This is a genomic window from Thermococcus profundus (genome assembly GCF_002214585.1).
In the GTDB taxonomy this organism is placed as follows: domain Archaea; phylum Methanobacteriota_B; class Thermococci; order Thermococcales; family Thermococcaceae; genus Thermococcus; species Thermococcus profundus.
The window spans coordinates 672,433-690,384 of the sequence record NZ_CP014862.1; the positions used below are offsets into that span (position 1 = coordinate 672,433).

Sequence of the window (17,952 nt, forward strand, 5' to 3'; positions counted from 1 at the left end):
TGGGTTCTGAAAAGGTGAAAAATACCGCGTCACTGGAGCCTCCTGATCGCCCAGCGGTAGAGGAGCACCGCAACAATGAGCATTCCAAAGGCTCCGGCCGCCAGCCAGACCACATCGGGCGCGATTTCCTGGGGAGGCCTGTGGTATATCTCAAGGAGGCGGAGGTCTTTGAGGGCCCTTCCGAGCGGGAAGTACTCGGCTATTGGTTTAGCCCAGTTGGGAAGTATGCTCTCGGGTATGACCACCCCTGCGAGGAAGAGGAGGGGCATCGAGATGAGGTTCACCACGGCGTTCGTGGCCTTCATGCTCCTCGTTCCCATTGCTATCGCCAGACCCAGGCTCATCGAGAACACTGCCGCGAGAACTATTATCGCCCAGCCGAGGGGACCCGGGAAAACCGTCTCCCCAAAGACGAGCTTTGAGTAGCCCACGCCTATCAGTATGCTGACGGTTATCACGATGAAGGTCGAGATCATCTTGCCGGTGAGGAAGTCCCAGGCCGTAGCCGGGGAAGCCGCTATCCTCCTCAGCGTTCCCTTCTCTATCTCCTCGAAGACGAGGCCAGATACCGTCAGCATGGTCGCAAAGAGGAACTGTATCCCTATGAAGCTCGTGACGTAGAACTGCATCGGAGAGGCTTTCTTTCCCCTAACCGCCTCCTCCCGGAAGCTGAGGGGATCTATCATGCCTACCAGATAGGGCTTTATGCTCTCTATGGAAAAATTGGCGGCGTTTCCGGGCATGTATTTCTCCATGTAGCCCAGAGTTATGTTGAGCCTCTTGTAGGCCATTTTCCTTTCGAACTCGGAGAAGAAGCCCTTGACAACCCCGCTCGTTATCTGATACTTCTGCGGGTCGCTCCTGTCGAAATAAGCTAACACGGTTCCCCGAAGGCCCCGGCTCAAGTTCTCGCCGAAGCCCTCTGGGAACACCAGCAGTACGCCGACCCTGCCGGACTTGAGTGCCTCGATGCCCGCGCTCTCGTTCGGGTACCGGGTTACCCTGAAGACCCTCGTCCCATCGACGGTGACGTTCTCCATTATCCCCACGACGTCCCGGGCCGAGAGGGGGGCATCCTCGTTGAAGTAAACCGCCCCGACCTTGACGACAACCGGGGGACTGGAGCCGCCCCATATTCCTCCGAAGAGGGTTATCCACATGAGGGGAAAGACGAATATCCAGAATATCGTCATCTTTTCCCTGCCCACTTCCTTCAGATCCTTCATTACTATGCCCTTCACTGCCCTCGCCTTCATCTCAGCCCCCTCCCGGTGAGCTTCAGGAAAACGTCCTCCAGGGTAGGCTCCTCCACCCGTATGCTCTTGATCTCGCTCCCAGCACTCACGAGCGCTTCAACGAGCCTCGGTAGGACTTCCCTCGCGTTCTCCACGGCCACTCTGATGTAGTTCTCCCCTTCTATCGCCCGGAACTCTTTCTTGAGGAGCTGAACTCCCCTCAGGATCCCCTCAACGTGAATTACACTCTCACTGCCCGCCGTCCTCTTGAGCTCCTCCGGGGTTCCAACTGCTATCACCTTCCCCTCGTTCATTATGGCCACCCTATCGGCGAGCTCTTCTGCCTCTTCCATGTAGTGGGTTGCCAGCAGAACAGTTTTTCCCTCGTCCCTGAACCCCCTGATGATATCCCACAGCTCCCTCCTAGAAGGAACGTCGAGGCCCACGGAGGGTTCGTCTAGAATGAGGATTTTGGGTTCGTAGAGGAGCGCTACGGCCAGGTTTAGCCTCCTCCTGAAGCCGCCGCTCAGCTCCTTCGCCCTCTTCTTTGGTGGAAGCTTGAGCCTCCCGATGAGATCCCCTACCCTCTCGCCGGGAACGTTGTAGAGGTCGGCATAAAAGCCGAGGTTTTCCTCGACGGTAAGAAGATCGTAGGCCAGGCTCTCCTGGGGTACGTAGCCGATAAAGCGGGCCGTCTTTTTGGATAGGGGCTCGCCGAACACTTTAACCGCGCCAGAGTCGTAGGCAAGGCCCTCAGCCAGAATCCTTATCAGCGTCGTCTTTCCAGCCCCGTTTGGGCCCAGAAGGGCGAATGTTTCTCCCTCCTCAACCTCAAGGTCTATCCCCTTCAGGGCCTGAAAGTTGCCGTAGCTTTTCTTCAGGCCCCTGATCTCAATTGCCCTCAATCACCTCACCTGTAATCTAAACCGCTCTCATGGGATATAAAACCTAACGAAACTCTGTGGTTCAGAACGGCCTCGGCTAACCCTCTTCTCCTCACCGCTCAGCGTGGCTAACGCTCGTCATCGGCCTTCTTAATTTTGGAGAACCCTTTTAAAAAGAAACCGGAAAATTCACCGGGGGATGAAGAGCGTTTACCGGTCTGATTCGCTACCGGATGAAGAGACTGGCACTGGCAGACCCCAACAAGAGAAAAGAAAAGGGATTGGTTCAGTAGTCGACCTCTCCCTTCTCCTTGAGCTCCCTGTACATCCTCCAGGTGATTATCGGCTTCTTAGCCGCCAGAACGTCGTCCACCCTTCTCACTGCCGTGTTGTGCGGGGCCTCCTTGACGATTTCCGGATTCGTGTAGGCCTCCTCGCTTATCTTCTTGAGGGCCTCAACGTAGGCGTCGAGCTCCTCCTTGCTCACCGTCTCAGTCGGCTCAATCATGAGGGCCTCATGGACTATCAGCGGGAAGTATATGGTCGGTGCGTGTAATCCGAAGTCGAGGAGCCTCTTGGCAACGTCAAGAGCCTTAACGCCAGTCTCCTTCTTCATAGGCTCGGCTGAGAAGACAGTCTCGTGCTTCCTGAGCTCCTTCCCCGGAAGCTCGTAGCCCCTCGTTCCATTAAGCTTCCGGGTGATGTAGTTGGCGTTGAGAACCGCTATCTCGCTGGCCTCCCTCAGGCCTTCCCTTCCCATTATCTTTAGGTAGGTCAGGGCCCGAACCATTACGGCGAAGTTGCCGTAGAGTTCCTTCACCTTGCCTATGCTCTTCGGAACATCGTAGTCGAGATAGTAGCGGTCGTTCTCCTCATCGTAGCTAACCAGCGGAACCGGCAGGTAGTCCTTGAGGAAGTCCTTAACACCAACCGGACCGCTTCCAGGGCCGCCTCCGCCGTGCGGCGTCGAGAACGTCTTGTGGAGGTTGAGGTGGACGACGTCGAAGCCCATATCGCCGGGCCTGACCTTTCCAAGGACTGCGTTTAGGTTGGCCCCATCGTAGTAGAGCAGACCACCGGCTTTGTGAATGATCTTGGCAATCTCAAGTATCTCGTCCTCGAAGATGCCGAGGGTGTTCGGGTTGGTCAGCATCAAACCTGCCGTTCTCTCGCTCACCGCGTTCTCAAGGGCCTCAAGGTCAACGGTTCCGTTCTCGTTGGAGGGTATCTCAATGACCTTGAAGCCGGCCATGGCAGAGGAAGCGGGGTTGGTTCCGTGGGCGGAATCCGGAACTATCATCTCAGTCCTCTGCGTCTCCCCCCGGTCGAGGTGGTAGGCCCTTATTATAGAAACGCCGGTGAACTCGCCGTTGGCTCCAGCGGCGGGCTGGAGGGTGAAGCGGTCCATTCCGGTTATTTCCTTCAGCCACCCCTCGAGCTCCCACATCACTTTAAGCGCTCCCTGAACGGTTCTTTCGTCCTGGTACGGGTGGATGTAGGCAACACCCGGATGGGAGGCTATTTCCTCGTTTATCTTGGGGTTGTACTTCATGGTGCACGAACCGAGAGGATAGATGCCAGAATCGACGCCGTAGTTCATCTCGCTTAGGCGAGTGTAGTGCTTGACTACCTCCGGCTCGCTCAGCTCTGGGAGGTTGAGTGGGCTCTTTCTCCTAAGCTTCTCGGGAATCTCAACCTCAACGTCCTCGATCGGCTGTGGGAGGGTGTAGCCGATCCTCCCGGAGCGTGAGAGTTCAAAGATGGTTGGCTCATCCCATTTGGCCTGGCGGAACATCTCAATCACCTTCCCCCAGCTTTATAACGTCAACAATCCCAACGTCAAAATCTCCGTTTAGGGTGAAAATCTTCCTAATACCAAACTTCAGGGCCGTGGCAAGGATCAGGGCATCGTTCGGGAGGAGGCGGTGCTTTTCCATCAGCTCGTTGGCGATCTTCACGGTTTCTTCGTCAACTTCGAGCACCGTTAAATCACCCTGCATCAGGCCGCCAAGCAGGAAGTTTGTATAGAATGCTCTGTAGTATTCCAGTAGCTCTTCGTTCTTCTTGAGCTCTCTCTTGACGTCAAATGCCGAGTAGCGGCCCTTTTCTTCCACGTACTTTGCTGCTATGAGCTGGAAGGCTACCTCGCTGAAGATTATCGGGTTTATTGCCAACTGGTGCTCTCTCACTAGCCCTCCAAGCTTCTCCTTAACCTTCTCGTTGCCGCGGAGGAGCTCGAGTATGACGTTGCTGTCAACGAGAACCCGCTCTCTCAAGGACGTAGTCATAGTAGGCCTCCTCCAGCTCCTTGATCCCTATTTTTCTCTGCTTCAGTATGCCAAAGCTGGCCTCAATAAAATCCCTGATGACCTCCACTTTGACCCTCTCACCATCCTTCAGGTTGAGTGGTTTGACGGGTTTTATAACACCCCCCTGGTATACGGCCTCAACGGGCATTCTCCCACCTCACAGCTCCGCCTCGCCTATTATCTCCTTTAGAGCACCGATGAGACCATCAACCCACTCCTTTCTCGTGGTTTCGGTAGCGGCGAAGAGCGTGGTCTCTCCAAGCTCCGGGAAGTGCTCTCCGAGGTAGTAGCCGCCGTGGATTCCTTTTTCAAGGAGCCTCTCGTGGATAACGCTGTAGGGAACCTCAAACTTAACCGGAACATCCTTGAAGTTGATGCCCTCAAAGGGAACCTCCGCAACCTCACCGAGGCGCTTCTTCAGGTATGCAGTGTTCTTGAGGATGACCTCGCCGAGCTCCCTAATTCCCTTTGGCCCTAGGGTAGCGAGATGGATGGCGGCGGCAACGGCAACGAGGGCCTCGTTTGAGCATATGTTCGACGTTGCTTTGGCCCTTCTTATGTGCTGCTCCCTCGTCTGGAGCGTCATCACGAAGGCCCTCTTTCCGTCCGCGTCCTTCGTCATGCCGATTATTCTTCCCGGCATCTGCCTTATCAGCTTCCTGTCGTTTCTAACCGCGAAGATACCGGCTCTGGGCCCGCCGAAGTTCATGGGGTTGCCGAAGTAGGCCGCTTCACCGACAACGATGTCTGCCCCAAGTTCTCCCGGTGCCTCGACTATTCCGAGTATCGTCGGATCTACGCCGACCACAAATAGCGCGCCAGCATCGTGGGCAATCTCCCCGATCTCCCTTAAGTTCTCCTCTAGGAGGCCGAAGAAGTTCGGCATCTCGACGTAAACGCCTGCGGCTCCCTTAACTGCCTCCTTGAGCTTCTCAACGTCCATCTGGCCCCTCTCGTCCCAGGGAACCTCTACCGTCTCAAGGGCCGGGCCGGCCGTGTAGGTCTTGAGGACGAGCTTTTTCTCGGGGCTTAGGGCCTTCGGAACGACGAACTTTTTCCTCTTCGTAACGCGGGCGCTCATCAGGGCCGCTTCCGCCATCGCCGTTCCCCAGTCGTACATCGAGGAGTTCACGATGGGAAGGCCTACGAGCTCGGCTATGAGGCTCTGGTACTCGAAGAGTGCCTGGAGCATGCCTTGGCTTACCTCGGGCTGATATGGAGTGTAGGCCGTGAGGAACTCGCTCCTCTCGATGAGGTACTTGACGTGTGCAGGGACGTAGTGGAAGTATGTCCCAGCTCCCAGAAAGCTCGGCATCTCGAGGACTATCTTGTTTTTGCTCAACGTCTTGTTGAGCTCCGTGAAGACCTCGTATTCGCTCTTCCCCTCTGGGAGGTTGAACTCCTTTGCCATTCCCTCAGGGACGTCGGAGAAGAGGTCTTCAATCGAGGTGAACCCGATCTCTTTCAGCATCTCATCCTTATGGGCCAGGTTGGGAAGGTAGTGTTTGCCCATCTTGATCACCCTTTGAGCTTTAAGATGCTCGTTGAAAATTGAAGTACCGGTAATATATGCTTTGTGGCCCAGTGAACTTGGTTGGGGCAATGAACAAAGATGGGTATCTCTTGCGTTAAAGCTTTAAAAACCGGCTCCACCCCAGTTTTATGGGCGGGAAAAAGGGATTCGTGCTGGTGCTGGTTTTTCTAGTACTGGGAAGTGGCTGTCTGGGAGGCGGAGGGGATAATTTAAAACATGGGCCTGGAACCGTCCCGTGGATACCCGATGGAAGGATAGACCCGGGGGAGTACACGGTGCGGAAGAACTCCGATGGCATGTCCATATACCTCCGCGCTGAGAACGACACCCTCTACGTCGCTATCTCCTCCGAGACCCGGGGCTGGGTGGCAATCGGCTTTGGAGGCGGGCCTGGCATGAAAAATACAGACATCGTGATAGCCTACGTCCTGCCCAACGGAACCGTCGAAATAAGGGATTCCTACTCAACGGGCTTTTCCGGGCCTCACAATCCGGACACGTTCCTCGGGGGACGCGATGATATAGCATCTTACGGCGGGCGGGAAAACGAGAACGGGACCGTTGTGGAGTTTTCACGGCCCCTGAAAACCGGCGACGAATACGATTATCCCGTACCCATTGGAAGGCCTTTCAGGGTGATTTGGGCCTACGGACCAACTGATGATTTTCAATCGATGCACATAAAAGCGGGGCACGTTTATGTAACGCTGGAGGGAGAGGGATGATAATAGCTTTCGACTTCGACGGAACTCTTGCCGATACCTACTCATGCATCGAGGAGGCCTTCAAGCGCGCCCTGGAGAGGCGCTACCGCTGGCTTCCCGGAAAGGCTCTCTGGGCTAAAATTTTGGCTAAGATCGAGCTCCAGTTCGAGAGGCCCTCTTTCGGGAAGCACAAGAAGAAGGGCAAGCCACCTTTCTTCCTCAGGACTAAGTTCTTTGAAACCTGGTTCGAAGAGAGGGCGAAGCTGACGAAGCCGATAGACGATTCCCCGGAGCTGTTGAAGAAGCTCAAAGAAGAGGGCCACACCGTCATCTCCTTCTCTGCGGAGGACTTCATAGACGGCATGAAGGTCAGGAGGCTTAAGGAGATGGGGATCTACGACCTCTTCGACGATGTGATAGTCTTTGGCAGGGAGCTGACGATAGACGAGGCGTTCAAGCTTGTCCGCGAGAAATACGGGGATGATATCTTCATCTGGGTGGACGACAAGCCCTGGCGCTTCATAGGGCACGGCGATGAAAACACCGAGTACGTCTGGTACTACTTCCCCTTCACGGCGAAGTTCGTGGAGAAAAATAGGGAGCGTTTGGCTCTGATCCCTCACCTGCACGTGGTAAGGGATCTCTGGAGCATCTTCGACGTGATAGAGAGGGTCAAGCAGGAGCGCTCAGTCTGAGTCGGCGTTGGTGTACTCCACAGTGTCCTCTATGAACTCGTCAAACGTCTCTTTGTCCGTTTTTTCGAGCTCGAATGTGAACTCCCTCCCGAGGGACCACCTAACGGCCACGTGCCCCTTTTCCCCCTCAACGATGACTATCCCGAAGGGAAGGTCGCCGGCCCAGTGGTGCTTTGTAAAGGAAACGTCAAAACCCCTCTTTTTGAGCTCCTCAAGGATTACCTCCTGGGTCTTGTGGGGCCCGTAGGGACTCCTCGCTTTTCCAATGTAATACATTCTTACCCACCAGTGTATAGTTTGGGGCAGGATTTAAAATCTTTTCGGTTTCCCTAACAAGTTTAGAGGGAACAACGTTTTAAAGAGTGCCTTCGTAGGGGGGTTCGATGAGGTGGAAGAAACTATCACCCCTGGTACTCCTCCCTTCACTCGTCTTTCTCATCCTGTTCTTCTACTACCCCATAGTCCTGATCCTAGAGGATGGACTCTCCCCGGGGGCCCTGATGGATGTAATCGGGGACTCCTACTACCGGAGGGTGATCCTCTTCACGTTCGAACAGGCGGTTGCCTCGACCCTCCTGACGCTCGCGCTCGGCTTGCCCGGGGCGTACATCTTCGCCAAATACGACTTTCCGGGAAAGCGCTTTTTGAGGGCCCTCCTAACAGTTCCCTTTGTTATGCCGAGCATAATGGTGGCCCTCGGGTTTATCGTACTCTTCGGGAGAAATGGTGTGATAACCAACCTCATCGGGCACGATCCCGGGATAATCTACTCGTGGAAGGGAATACTCCTCGCCCACGCCTTCTACAACTTTCCTGTCGTCGTGAGGATGGTCTCAGCTCTATGGCAGAGGATAAACCCCCACTACGAGGAGGCCGCCATGAGCCTTGGGGCGAGGGGCTTTACCCTCTTCAGAAAGGTGACGCTGCCGATGCTCTACCCAGGAATATTCGCCTCGGCGATGTTGACTTTTATCTTCTCCTTCCTCAGCTTCTCGATCCCGCTCATAATCGGCGGCTACCGCTACGCGACGATCGAGGTGGCAATATTCACAGAGATAATGACCCTTCTCGACTTCAGGAGGGGCTCTGCCCTTGCCGTGATTCAGCTCTTGCTCAGCTTCACCTTCATGTACATCTACCTAAAGAGCCTTGAGAGGTATTCAAAGGCAGAAGAGCAGAGGATCTTCCAAAAGGCGAGACGTATAACTCCTGGGGAGCTCCTTGGGATCAAGGGAGCTTTGATCGTCGGGTACTCTCTAATCGTGGGGCTCTTCATCCTGGCCCCACTTCTGGCGATAATCTATGAATCTTTCACCTACGGGGGGAGGTTTACCCTTCAGTGGTACAGCCACCTGTTCGATTCCAGGTACAACCCGATGTTCGCCTCGGACAGCCTGCATGCAATAGGGTACACCTTTGTTTTCGGCTTCTCAACTGTCGTGCTTGGCCTTTTGGTTGCCCTTCCGATAGCATACTCCATGAGGAGGTGGAGCTTTCCAGGGAAGAGGCTTTTTGACACCGCCGTCATGCTGCCCCTAGGCTCCTCTGCAATCGTTATAGGGCTTGGCTACATAAAGGCGTTCCATCGGGAGCCCCTCCAGCTTATAGGAAGCCCTTACCTCATAGTCTTTGCCCACACGGTGATAGCATATCCCTTCGTCCTGAGGGCATTGTCAGCGTCGCTCGGAAAGATAAAGAGGAACCTGCGGGAAGCGGCAATGAGCTTGGGTGCGAGGGATCTAACGGCCTTCCTGAAGGTTGAGCTTCCATTAGCCGCTGGGGGGCTTCTCGTGGGAGCGATCTTCGCCTTCGCCATGAGCATAGCCGAACTCGGTGCAACCTACATGATCTACCGGCCTGAGTACACCACGGTTACGATAGCGATATACAAGTACATCGGGACGAGGCAGTTCGGGCCCGCGTCGGCGATGGCCGTTGTACTTATGGCCGTAAGCCTCGCTGGCTTCCTCCTTATCGAGAGGACGGGTGAGGAGATATGGTAGAGGTAAGGCTCGAGGGAATCAGGCTCACGCGCGAGGGGTTCACCCTTGAGATACCTGAACTCGAAGTTAGGGACGGGGAGCTGATGACGCTCCTTGGACCGAGCGGATGCGGAAAGACGACGACGCTGAGGATAATAGCAGGGTTTGAAAGATCCGGGGGTAGGGTGTTCTTTGACGATGAGGACGTGACCGAGAAGGAGCCTTACGAGAGGAACATCGGGATAGTCTTCCAAGACTACGCACTCTTCCCCCACATGACGGTATTTGAAAACGTTGCCTTCGGGCTCAGGTTGAAGAGGCTCCCGAAGAGCGAGATAGAAAGACGGGTGAGGGATGTCCTTGAACTCGTTGGATTAACCGGAATGGAGAACAGATATCCGGAACAGCTGAGCGGCGGCCAGCAGCAGAGGGTCGCCCTGGCAAGGGCGCTTGTGATAGAACCGAAGGTTCTCCTCCTCGATGAGCCCCTAAGCAACCTCGACGCTAAGATCAGGGAGAGGCTCAGGGGGGAGATAAAGAGGATCCAGCGGGAGACTGGCACTACAACCATCTACGTTACCCACGATCAGGAGGAGGCCATGGCAATAAGCGACAGAATAGCAGTGATGAAAGACGGGAGGATCCTCCAAGTTGGGGAGCCCCTTGAGCTGTACTACCACCCGAAGACCGAGTTCGTTGCGAGGTTCCTCGGAACCGCCAATATACTCGAACTTGAGGCGGAAGGAGGCAAAGCTTCTCTTGGAAACCTGTGCTTCAGCCTGGGAGACGTTAGCGGAAGGGTGAAGGTGTTCTTCAGACCGGAGAGCGTGATGATAAGTGAGGGGGAGGACGCTGAGGTGGTTGGCTATGAGGTCCTTCCCGGGAGGATGAGGATGACCCTTGAGATTGAAGGCCAAAAAATAACCGCCGAGAGACCCCTTCCGGAGCTCCCGTTCAGTCATAAAAAAGTGCCAAAAAAAGTGGGGGTAAAGATCCTGGAGTACTCAACTCTTCCTTGAGGAGATTATTTCCTCGGGACTCTTGTCCTGGATCATCAGCGCAGTCCACTCCCTTATCCAGCGGTTGAAGTTCTGCCTGACGTACTCCGGATCAAGGCTGACGGGTTTTATCTCGTCAGGGGAGACGGCGTACTTGTAAACCTCCGGAAGCTTGACGTTCGGGTTGACCGGGTACATCCACTGGTTCGTGGGCACTTCGCTCTGGAAGTCCTCGGTGAGAAGCCACTCTATGAACTTCTCGGCCAGCTCCTTCTTCTTCGTCCCCTTGATTATCCCTGCCCCCTCAACCTGGAGGTAGTTGCCCTCTGTGAAGGCGACTGCCCTGACGTTGGTGTTGTTGTCGTAGTAGACGGTTGCAGCCGGGGAAGTTGAGTAGCTGAGGACGAGCGGATAACCCTCCTGCATGAACTTTCCGTACCAGGCATCGCTCCAGCCCTCGGTTATGACGACGCCGTTCTCCTTGAGCTTCTGCCAGTAGTTAAGATAGCCGTCGTCGCCGTAAACCGCTATCGTCCAGAGGAGGAAAGCGGCTCCGGGTGAGCTCGTCCTGGGATCTTCTATAACAAGCTTGTCCTTCCACTCGGGCTTGGTGAAGTCTTCGAGGCTCTTCGGCGGCTCACTCACCTTGTCGAGGCGGTAGTTTATGGCGATGTAGCCGTAGTCGTAGGGTATCAAGTGGTAGGTCGGGTCGAGCTTGTCGATCAGCCACTTTGGAACGATGTCTATGTTCTTTGGCTTGTAGGGCTCTAGTATTCCCGCCTCTATTGCCCTAGCGGCGAGACTGTTGTCTATTCCAATGACAACGTCCGCTTGGGGGCTGTCCTTCTCAAGGATGAGCCTGTTCAGGAGCTGGCCAGCATCTCCAACCGTTACCAGCTTTACCTTTACCCCGTACTTCTGCTCGAACTTTGGAAACGCGGCCTTGGCGACGTACTCAAAGCTCTCGTAGGAGTAGACAACGAGGGTCTGGGGCTTTAAGGCTGTAGTTGAAGTGGTAGTTGTCGATGAGCTGGATGAGCTTGGGGAGCTGCTGGTCACGTGGGATGAAGCAGTAGTTTGCGGAGCGCTGGTGGTTGTGGTGGTGGTTTTGTCCTGGCCGCCCCCGATGCAGCCCAAGGCGAAGGCGACCATCATAATCAACAGCAACCCAACGGCTTTAGACTTCATACCCTCACCCCTACAACCTGGTTGTTGTTTTCGATAACCCCTTCAAGACCCGGTTAATAAGTTTTGCTGGGCATAACCGGGTAATCCGCAGTTATCCGAAGCAGTGGTCTGAAAGTTGCAATCTGGGATTTTTTCCGAAGATGTTCGAATGTGGTATCAATTTGTCAAAATTTAGGCGAAGATTGTGATGGGCCTCCGAAAGGATTTTAAAGATGTCTGCCATAGAGATCCAATGTCCTATCTTGTCCCCGTGTGCATTTGTTTTCTTGGGGAAGCCCAAATAAGGGGGTGAATGGAATTGGAGCAACAGAGGGATCAATGGGCAACTAAGATTGGTTTGATTTTGGCCATGGCCGGCAACGCCGTTGGCCTTGGTAACTTCGTCAGGTTCCCAACGCAGGTCGCCCAAAACGGTGGCGGCGCCTTTATGGTGCCGTACTTCATAGCACTGTTCTTCCTTGGTATTCCAGTGATGTGGGTCGAGTGGGTTGCCGGTCGCTACGGTGGCAAGTATGGTCACGGTACCCTCGGCCCAACGTACTACCTGATGTCCAGGGAGAGCCTTAAACCAAGAACCGCCCTGTGGTTTGGTGTCTTTGCAGGGATGCTGGCGTTTGCGCTGACGGTCCTCCTGAACAGCTACTACCTCCACCTTATCGGATGGTCAGCGGCTTACACCTACTTCAGCGCAGCAGGATCGTACTTTGGCCAGAACACCGGTGAATTCTTCGGCAACTACCTGAGCAACCACGGTGAAGTGATGCTCTTCTGGGGCATAACCGTGATTCTCCTTGCCATAGCGGTTGGCCAGGGTGTCAGCAAGGGTATCGAGAGATGGGTCAAGGTAATGATGCCGCTCCTGTACATCTTCGCTATCCTTATGGTTGGCTACATCTTCGTCCTTGGCTCACCGGTTGATCCCAACTGGAGCACTATAGATGGCTTCAAGTTCATCTGGAGCCCGAACTGGAGCTACCTCGGCGACCACCTCTGGGACGTCATGCTTGCGGCAACTGGACAGATATTCTTCACGCTCTCGCTCGGTATGGGTATCATCCAGAACTACGCTTCCTACTTGGGTCCGAAGGATGACGTTGCCCTCTCTGGAATAGCCACCGTTTCACTCAACGAGTTTGCGGAGGTCGTTCTTGGCGGTTCAATAGCCATCCCGCTCGCTACCGCCTACTTCACTAGGATCGTCGATGCGGACCTTATCATGAAGGCCTTTGGTAGCGACCCCAAGACTCTGATGACCCTGGGAGTGCCTCAGAACGTTGCCAATAGCGGCAACACAACGATGATTTCCAACTACCTCAGTGCGCACTGGAGTTCAATATTATCTGCCCTATCACAGCACAAGGACATAGGTCTCGGGGCAATAGGAAAGACCTTTGGCCTTGGGTTCTCCTACGTCAACCTGCCCAACGCCTTCGTCAGTATGGGAGAAGCTGGAAGGTTCTTTGGTGCACTGTGGTTCCTCCTCCTGTGGTTCGCTGGCTTCACTTCCGCCATAGCAATGTACAACTACCTCGTTGCCCTGCTTGAGGAAGACCTCAACATCAAGAGGAGCACCGGTACATGGATAGTCTTCATACTCTACTTCCTCATGGGTCTGCCTGTCGTCTACATCAGCGGCTACATGGACCAGGTCGACTCGTGGGTCAGCTTCCAGCTCACGCTGCTGGCGCTTGTGGACATCATAGTCGCGGTGTACCTCTTCAAGCCCGACAACTTCTGGAAGGAGCTCCACGAGGGTGCATGGATGAAAGTGCCTGAGTGGTACAAGTGGGTTACCCTCTACATCGCGCCCATACTGCTGCTCCTGCCGCTGATTGGAACCTTCAAGAGCTTCGTAAGCGGAAGGATTGGAGTAGCGCCGTGGACGGCAATACTGTCAATGTTCCTCATCGGTGCCATCGAGAGCTACTATGCCATCAAGAAGAAGTACGGCGAAGAGCTGGAGAAGAACGAGGTAATCATAAAGGTCTGAGGTGATGGCAATGGGAAGCTGGGCAATCTACATGCTGACCGCTTGGATCATCATCCTAGGGATGGTCTACTGGAGCGTTACAAAGCTCATGAAGTCGGAGAAGGAAGCGCAAGGGTCTTAAGCCCCCTCTTCTTTTATATTTTGGAGGTGTTCTCGTGAAGAGTAAGGAAGTTCTTCTTGAGACAGCCGAGGTTCTGGAGTCAGCTCTGGATAGAATCGACAGGCTCAAGGTCCTCTCTCAGAAGGAGAAAGAAACCGTCAGGAGGAAGATAGAAAACGCGGCTTCGAACTTTAGGAAGGTGGCGGAAGAAGCCGAGAAGGAAAACGAGGAGCTTGCGGAGTTCTTCTTCAAGAAGGCGAAGGAGTTCAAGCTTAACAGCACCGATAAGAAAATCGAGGAGATGGGAAAGAAGAACTACATGAAGCTGGCGAGCAGGATCGAGCTCTACTCCCTCTCCGCGGAGTACGACTTTAAACCGGAGAAGCTCAAGGAGCTCAAAAAGGAGTACAGGAAGTACCTGTTCGGGATGACATCGTTCTTCGTCCTAACGGGCATTTATCTAAACCAATTCCTGGCTATAACCGCCTTAATCCTGGCGATACCCATAATCCTCTCGATGCTCTCCCTTCAGCGGAGGGGATACCTGGGTCTTCTCCTCGCGTACTCGGCCATTCCAATACCTGTGATAGTAGGGGCCATGGCCCTGAGCTATGGAATGAGAACCCTAAACGACCCGGCGAAGATTGCCAAAATAGCCCAGCACCTCGGCAAGAGCACGGCATTTGCGAAGGGCTACCTCGTGGTCATTGTACTGCTGGCCGCTGTTGAGCTCTACCTGGTTCTGAGTTCCGCGGTGGGCCTCTACAGACACAGGCACGCTTTCCTCTGAAAAATAGAAGCCCTCAATAGAGGGCCTCGTCCCCTTTTTCTCCGGTTCTTATCCTTATCGCGTCGTAAACCGGCAGCACGAAGATCTTTCCGTCCCCGGGTATTCCCCTTCTCGCGTTCCGGGTTATGATGCCGACCACCTGATCAACGTCCCCGTCCTTCACGACTATCTCAAGCTTCACCTTGGGCAGGAGGTCGTAGGGAGGAACCCCTCCTTGAACTCCCCTTCCCTGAACGGAGGAGACCGTCATGGGCACGAAGCCCGCGCTCTTCAGGGCCTTCTTGACGTTCTCAAAATCTTCGGGCCTTAAAATAGCCTCGATCTTCTTCATGGTACCACCTTGAAGAAATAGGGTAAAGTCCGGAAAAGGGTTTCGGAATAGTCATTGAACCTGCTCGATGAACTTCCTGATCCTCTTTGCTGATATCTTCGTCTTTCTTGCGATCTCCTCTGGATCTGCGTTCTTCAGATCCTCAACGGTTTGAATCCCCGCCCTTTTGAGCTTCGCAAGCGTTTTCGGCCCTATTCCCTTTATGGAGAGGAGATCGGTTTTTTCTGTTTTTCCGGATTTTGCTCTTTCCTTCCGGGTTTTGGAAACCTTCTTGGTTTTGGAAGCCCTTACTGCTCTTTTCTTCTTCCTCTTCGCTTTTACAGCCTCCACGGCTATCTCAGTGGAGTAGGCCCTCTCCTCAGCTGGCTTCTCCGGTTCCTCGGTTTTCTCTGGAGGGACCTCTGGAGGCTCAACGTAGTCCTCAAGTTCGGGGGCGTTTTCCGAGATGTAGTGCTCAACGATCACCGGCTTGAATGCACTGTCGCGTTCCTCAAGCTCCTCAAGCACCTTTTCATCGAATTCGCCGGTTTTAACGTATCTAATCAGCTCGTTGGCCAATCTGTGGAAGTCCCTGCTGTGGACAAGAACCCTTCTCCTTCCGTACTCCTTGGCCTGTCCCGTCGTTATGAGGAACTGCCAGTCGCTCGCCTCCAGTATCAACAGCTCCCGGGCCAGCTGCTCGATTGCCCTGTTGGTCAGCTCGTCCCTCCCGTAGAACCTGCTGGCTACTGCGACCATCCTGTCCTCCGCGCGGTATACGTGCTCCCACGTCCACTCCGTCTCCTCGTTCCACCAGGTCGAGTGGTCTGCGTTGGCACCCCACGAACCCTCTGGCAGTTCTATCTCGTGCCTTTCACCCGAATAGCTATCGAGGAACTTCGAGAGGGTCGTCGTCTCTATTCCCCTGCTCGCCATCAGCTCCAGCACCCTCCCGAGCCACCTCACTCCCTCAAACCACCAGTGGCCGAAGAGCTCGGTGTCGTAGGGGGACACTATGATGCCTTTCTCTCCGAACTTCTCCTCGTGTTCCCTCAGGAGGCCCTCAACGAGGGAAACAAAGTGCCGGGCGTGCTCCTCAACCCTCTCCATGGCCTTCTCCGGGTCGTAGAACTCCTTCTCGCCTATGTCGACGTCCTTGCTCGTTATCCTCCAGTACTGCCCGCCGCTCTCCGGTGCCTTCTTGTGGAACTCGCGGTAGTGGAAGTCCCCGGGGTAGCCGAAGTGGGCGCTCCATACCTGATGCCCCGTCTCCCTGTTGCGGGCGAATACCGCAACCCTGGAACCTTTGATCCAGTACGGCCTCAGGGTGGTCTTTTCGGCATCGGCCAGAAGAACCTCCCCATAGACCTTACTAGCCGGGCCTTCATCGATGAGCTTGCTCTCGACGAAGAAGTATTCCAGTCCGAACTCTTCCAAAAAGCGCTCTATCCCCTGTCTCCTTATTTTTCTCCCCCCTGAAAGCTCCCACTCGCCTTCCGGACGATAGGCGCACTCGGGAAGCCATATTCCCTTTGGTCTCCTGCCAAAGTGCTTCTCGTAGGTGGCAACGCCGTTCGCGATCTGGGCCCTTATCGCCTCGTCCCTTCCGAGGAGTGGAAGGTAGCCGTGCGTTGCAGCTGATGTTATGATCTCTAAGTAGCCGGCGTCCTGGAGCTCCCTGAGCTTTCCTATGATGTCCCCGTTTATTGCCCTCCAGTAGTCGTACACCCTTCTGAAGTAGTTCAGCATGAACGATACTGCTTTCTCATCGTACTTCCCGGACTCCAGGTCTTTTTCCATGGCCTTCAGCTTCCTATCCATGTACTTTTCGAACTCTCCCTTGATGTATTCATCCGTCAGCTGCTCCGCCAGAACGGGCGTGACGTTTATGACTATGTTGAACTTCACGCCGCTTTCCCTGAGCCTCTCGAACTCCATCAGGAGGGGAAGGTAGGTTTCGCTGATGGCTTCGTATATCCATTCCTCGCCGAAGGGCCACCTTCCGTGCTTCTTGACGTAGGGAATGTGGGTGTGAAGGACGAAGGTGAAGTAGCCTCTCATGTGTATCACCGGGAGTGTTTACACTTTGCAGTATTTAACGTTAGTGTGTCCCCTTCTGGCGGCCGATCCATATGGATACATTGGTTCATCCCAACCGAAAGACTATTTAGTTCGAGAACCGAAATCCCCCGGGTGGTACCATGATCCCCGAGGAAGTGGAGAGCGGATTGATAGCGGGTTCCATAGGGATACTCCTTTTGGGGGCCATCATAGCTGTACTCGGCAGTTCGGTGAACGGGGTCACAAAAGGGGGATGGATCGTATACGACATCGGCGTTGCGGGAATCTCCTGGGTGTTCCTGGACAAGGCCTTCGATGAGAAAACCTCCGAGAACCTCAGGGTAGCCCTTGTTATAGCCGCGGCGATTATAATCGCGTTCGGCTTCAGAATCCTGGCCGGGTTCTGATCTCCTTTTCGTTTATTTTTTAATGAATGCTACGGGCTTAGGCGTTTAAGCTCTGCCCGATCGTTCTTCTCCAGCCACTCCAGAAGCTCCTTCGCGAACTCGAACTTCTTCCTCTTGCTCTCCCATATGGGGGAATGATCCCTAAGGCCCGGCTTGCTCCATTTGCCCACCAGTGATCCAAAATCGAAGCCCACGAGGGTTATCTCCCTGACCCCAAGCTCCTCAGCCAAGAAAACTGCCCTGTCGCCGTCGGTGAAGCCTCCGAAGTTGTAGACAATGTCGAGCGGCTCTGTCTGGGTAGTCCCAAGTATTCTGGAGAACATGGGGACGTAAACGGTTAGCTTATCAACGTTGTCACCGTGGGCATGAATGACCATAAAAGCTCCTCTGTCGTTGGCTATCTTGAGATCCGGGATTCTGCCGTCGAGATCGGTAACGATAATGTCCGGCACGATGCCGTTCTCAAGGAGGGCTGACGTTGCTCCATCCGCCGCTATCAGCGTCCCGTCCGAGAAATCGAACTTCTCCAAGGCCTTCTCAAGGCTCGGGCCGGCACCGAAGACATAAGCTTTTCTTCCTACAACAGCCCCCAGCTCTTCCTTCAGAATGTATTTGTCCCCCTCCAGGAGAAGCGCGCGGAGTATCTGGGCGGCTTTTCTGTCCTCTTCAATCGAGTACCCCATCTCGCGGACTATGCGGAGGTAGAAGGGTTCCCAATCTTCCCATCTCATACCCCCTCCTCCGATGGGCCGCTTATTAACCTTT

General features: G+C 54.5%; 18 protein-coding genes. 7 read left to right on the plus strand and 11 right to left on the minus strand.

Going from position 1 to position 17,952, the window contains the following annotated elements:
• Positions 1–29 precede the first annotated feature (29 nt).
• The 6 genes from A3L09_RS03780 to gcvPA all read right to left on the minus strand — a co-directional run bounded on the left by A3L09_RS03780 (position 30) and on the right by gcvPA (position 5,941).
• The gene (locus A3L09_RS03780) at positions 30–1,256 is read right to left on the minus strand and encodes an ABC transporter permease (protein WP_088857693.1); all 1,227 of its coding nucleotides are present in this window, start codon (positions 1,254–1,256) and stop codon (positions 30–32) included.
• Positions 1,253–2,140: an ABC transporter ATP-binding protein gene (locus A3L09_RS03785; RefSeq protein ID WP_088857694.1), complete on the minus strand. Its 888-nt coding sequence runs from the start codon at positions 2,138–2,140 to the stop codon at positions 1,253–1,255. The genes A3L09_RS03780 and A3L09_RS03785 overlap by 4 nt, the downstream gene beginning before the upstream one ends.
• A gap of 265 nt (positions 2,141–2,405) precedes the next feature.
• Positions 2,406–3,914, minus strand: a complete 1,509-nt coding sequence (gene gcvPB / locus A3L09_RS03790; RefSeq protein WP_088857695.1) for an aminomethyl-transferring glycine dehydrogenase subunit GcvPB — start codon at positions 3,912–3,914, stop codon at positions 2,406–2,408.
• Position 3,915: 1 nt separating this feature from the next.
• Positions 3,916–4,407 carry a type II toxin-antitoxin system VapC family toxin gene (locus tag A3L09_RS03795; protein ID WP_088857696.1) on the minus strand — a complete coding sequence of 164 codons (492 nt, stop codon included), beginning with the start codon at positions 4,405–4,407 and terminating at the stop codon, positions 3,916–3,918.
• Positions 4,373–4,576 carry an antitoxin family protein gene (locus A3L09_RS03800; protein ID WP_088857697.1) on the minus strand — a complete coding sequence of 68 codons (204 nt, stop codon included), beginning with the start codon at positions 4,574–4,576 and terminating at the stop codon, positions 4,373–4,375. The genes A3L09_RS03795 and A3L09_RS03800 overlap by 35 nt, the downstream gene beginning before the upstream one ends.
• A gap of 9 nt (positions 4,577–4,585) precedes the next feature.
• Positions 4,586–5,941, minus strand: coding sequence for an aminomethyl-transferring glycine dehydrogenase subunit GcvPA (gene gcvPA, locus A3L09_RS03805; protein ID WP_088857698.1), 1,356 nt, complete (start codon positions 5,939–5,941; stop codon positions 4,586–4,588).
• 149 nt (positions 5,942–6,090) lie between these two features.
• Here gcvPA and A3L09_RS03810 point away from each other — a divergent pair, with 149 nt between their 5' ends.
• Positions 6,091–6,687: a DOMON domain-containing protein gene (locus A3L09_RS03810; protein WP_088857699.1), complete on the plus strand. Its 597-nt coding sequence runs from the start codon at positions 6,091–6,093 to the stop codon at positions 6,685–6,687.
• Complete coding sequence (locus A3L09_RS03815) at positions 6,684–7,361, plus strand: HAD family hydrolase (protein ID WP_088857700.1); 678 nt, start codon at positions 6,684–6,686, stop codon at positions 7,359–7,361. The genes A3L09_RS03810 and A3L09_RS03815 overlap by 4 nt, the downstream gene beginning before the upstream one ends.
• Here the strand turns inward: A3L09_RS03815 and A3L09_RS03820 are convergent.
• Positions 7,353–7,637 (minus strand): hypothetical protein, encoded by a 285-nt coding sequence (locus tag A3L09_RS03820; protein WP_088857701.1) that lies wholly within the window; start codon positions 7,635–7,637, stop codon positions 7,353–7,355. The genes A3L09_RS03815 and A3L09_RS03820 overlap by 9 nt on opposite strands.
• Before the next feature lie 107 nt (positions 7,638–7,744).
• Here A3L09_RS03820 and A3L09_RS03825 point away from each other — a divergent pair, with 107 nt between their 5' ends.
• Positions 7,745–9,364, plus strand: coding sequence for an ABC transporter permease (locus tag A3L09_RS03825; RefSeq protein ID WP_088857702.1), 1,620 nt, complete (start codon positions 7,745–7,747; stop codon positions 9,362–9,364).
• Entirely contained in the window at positions 9,358–10,362 is a 1,005-nt protein-coding gene (locus A3L09_RS03830) for an ABC transporter ATP-binding protein (protein ID WP_088857703.1), read from the plus strand. Before A3L09_RS03825 ends, A3L09_RS03830 begins: the two co-directional genes overlap by 7 nt.
• On the opposite strand, the gene A3L09_RS03835 is transcribed toward A3L09_RS03830, so the two are convergent.
• Entirely contained in the window at positions 10,348–11,529 is a 1,182-nt protein-coding gene (locus tag A3L09_RS03835) for a thiamine ABC transporter substrate-binding protein (protein ID WP_232473573.1), read from the minus strand. The genes A3L09_RS03830 and A3L09_RS03835 overlap by 15 nt on opposite strands.
• Positions 11,530–11,821: 292 nt before the next feature.
• Between A3L09_RS03835 and A3L09_RS03840 the strand changes: the two genes are divergently transcribed.
• A complete protein-coding gene (locus A3L09_RS03840; RefSeq protein WP_088857704.1) occupies positions 11,822–13,519 on the plus strand; it encodes an SLC5/6 family protein in 1,698 nt (565 codons plus the stop codon).
• 155 nt (positions 13,520–13,674) lie between these two features.
• Positions 13,675–14,409: an alpha-glucosidase gene (locus A3L09_RS03845; protein WP_088857705.1), complete on the plus strand. Its 735-nt coding sequence runs from the start codon at positions 13,675–13,677 to the stop codon at positions 14,407–14,409.
• Between the two features lie 13 nt (positions 14,410–14,422).
• On the opposite strand, the gene A3L09_RS03850 is transcribed toward A3L09_RS03845, so the two are convergent.
• Entirely contained in the window at positions 14,423–14,740 is a 318-nt protein-coding gene (locus tag A3L09_RS03850; RefSeq protein ID WP_088857706.1) for a P-II family nitrogen regulator, read from the minus strand.
• A 51-nt stretch (positions 14,741–14,791) separates the two neighbouring features.
• On the minus strand, positions 14,792–16,780 hold the full coding sequence (locus tag A3L09_RS03855) for a 1,4-alpha-glucan branching protein (RefSeq protein WP_088857707.1): 1,989 nt from the start codon (positions 16,778–16,780) through the stop codon (positions 14,792–14,794).
• 140 nt (positions 16,781–16,920) lie between these two features.
• Between A3L09_RS03855 and A3L09_RS03860 the strand changes: the two genes are divergently transcribed.
• On the plus strand, positions 16,921–17,187 hold the full coding sequence (locus A3L09_RS03860) for a hypothetical protein (protein WP_088857708.1): 267 nt from the start codon (positions 16,921–16,923) through the stop codon (positions 17,185–17,187).
• A 29-nt stretch (positions 17,188–17,216) separates the two neighbouring features.
• On the opposite strand, the gene A3L09_RS03865 is transcribed toward A3L09_RS03860, so the two are convergent.
• A complete protein-coding gene (locus A3L09_RS03865) occupies positions 17,217–17,918 on the minus strand; it encodes a 6-hydroxymethylpterin diphosphokinase MptE-like protein (protein WP_088857709.1) in 702 nt (233 codons plus the stop codon).
• Positions 17,919–17,952 lie beyond the last annotated feature (34 nt).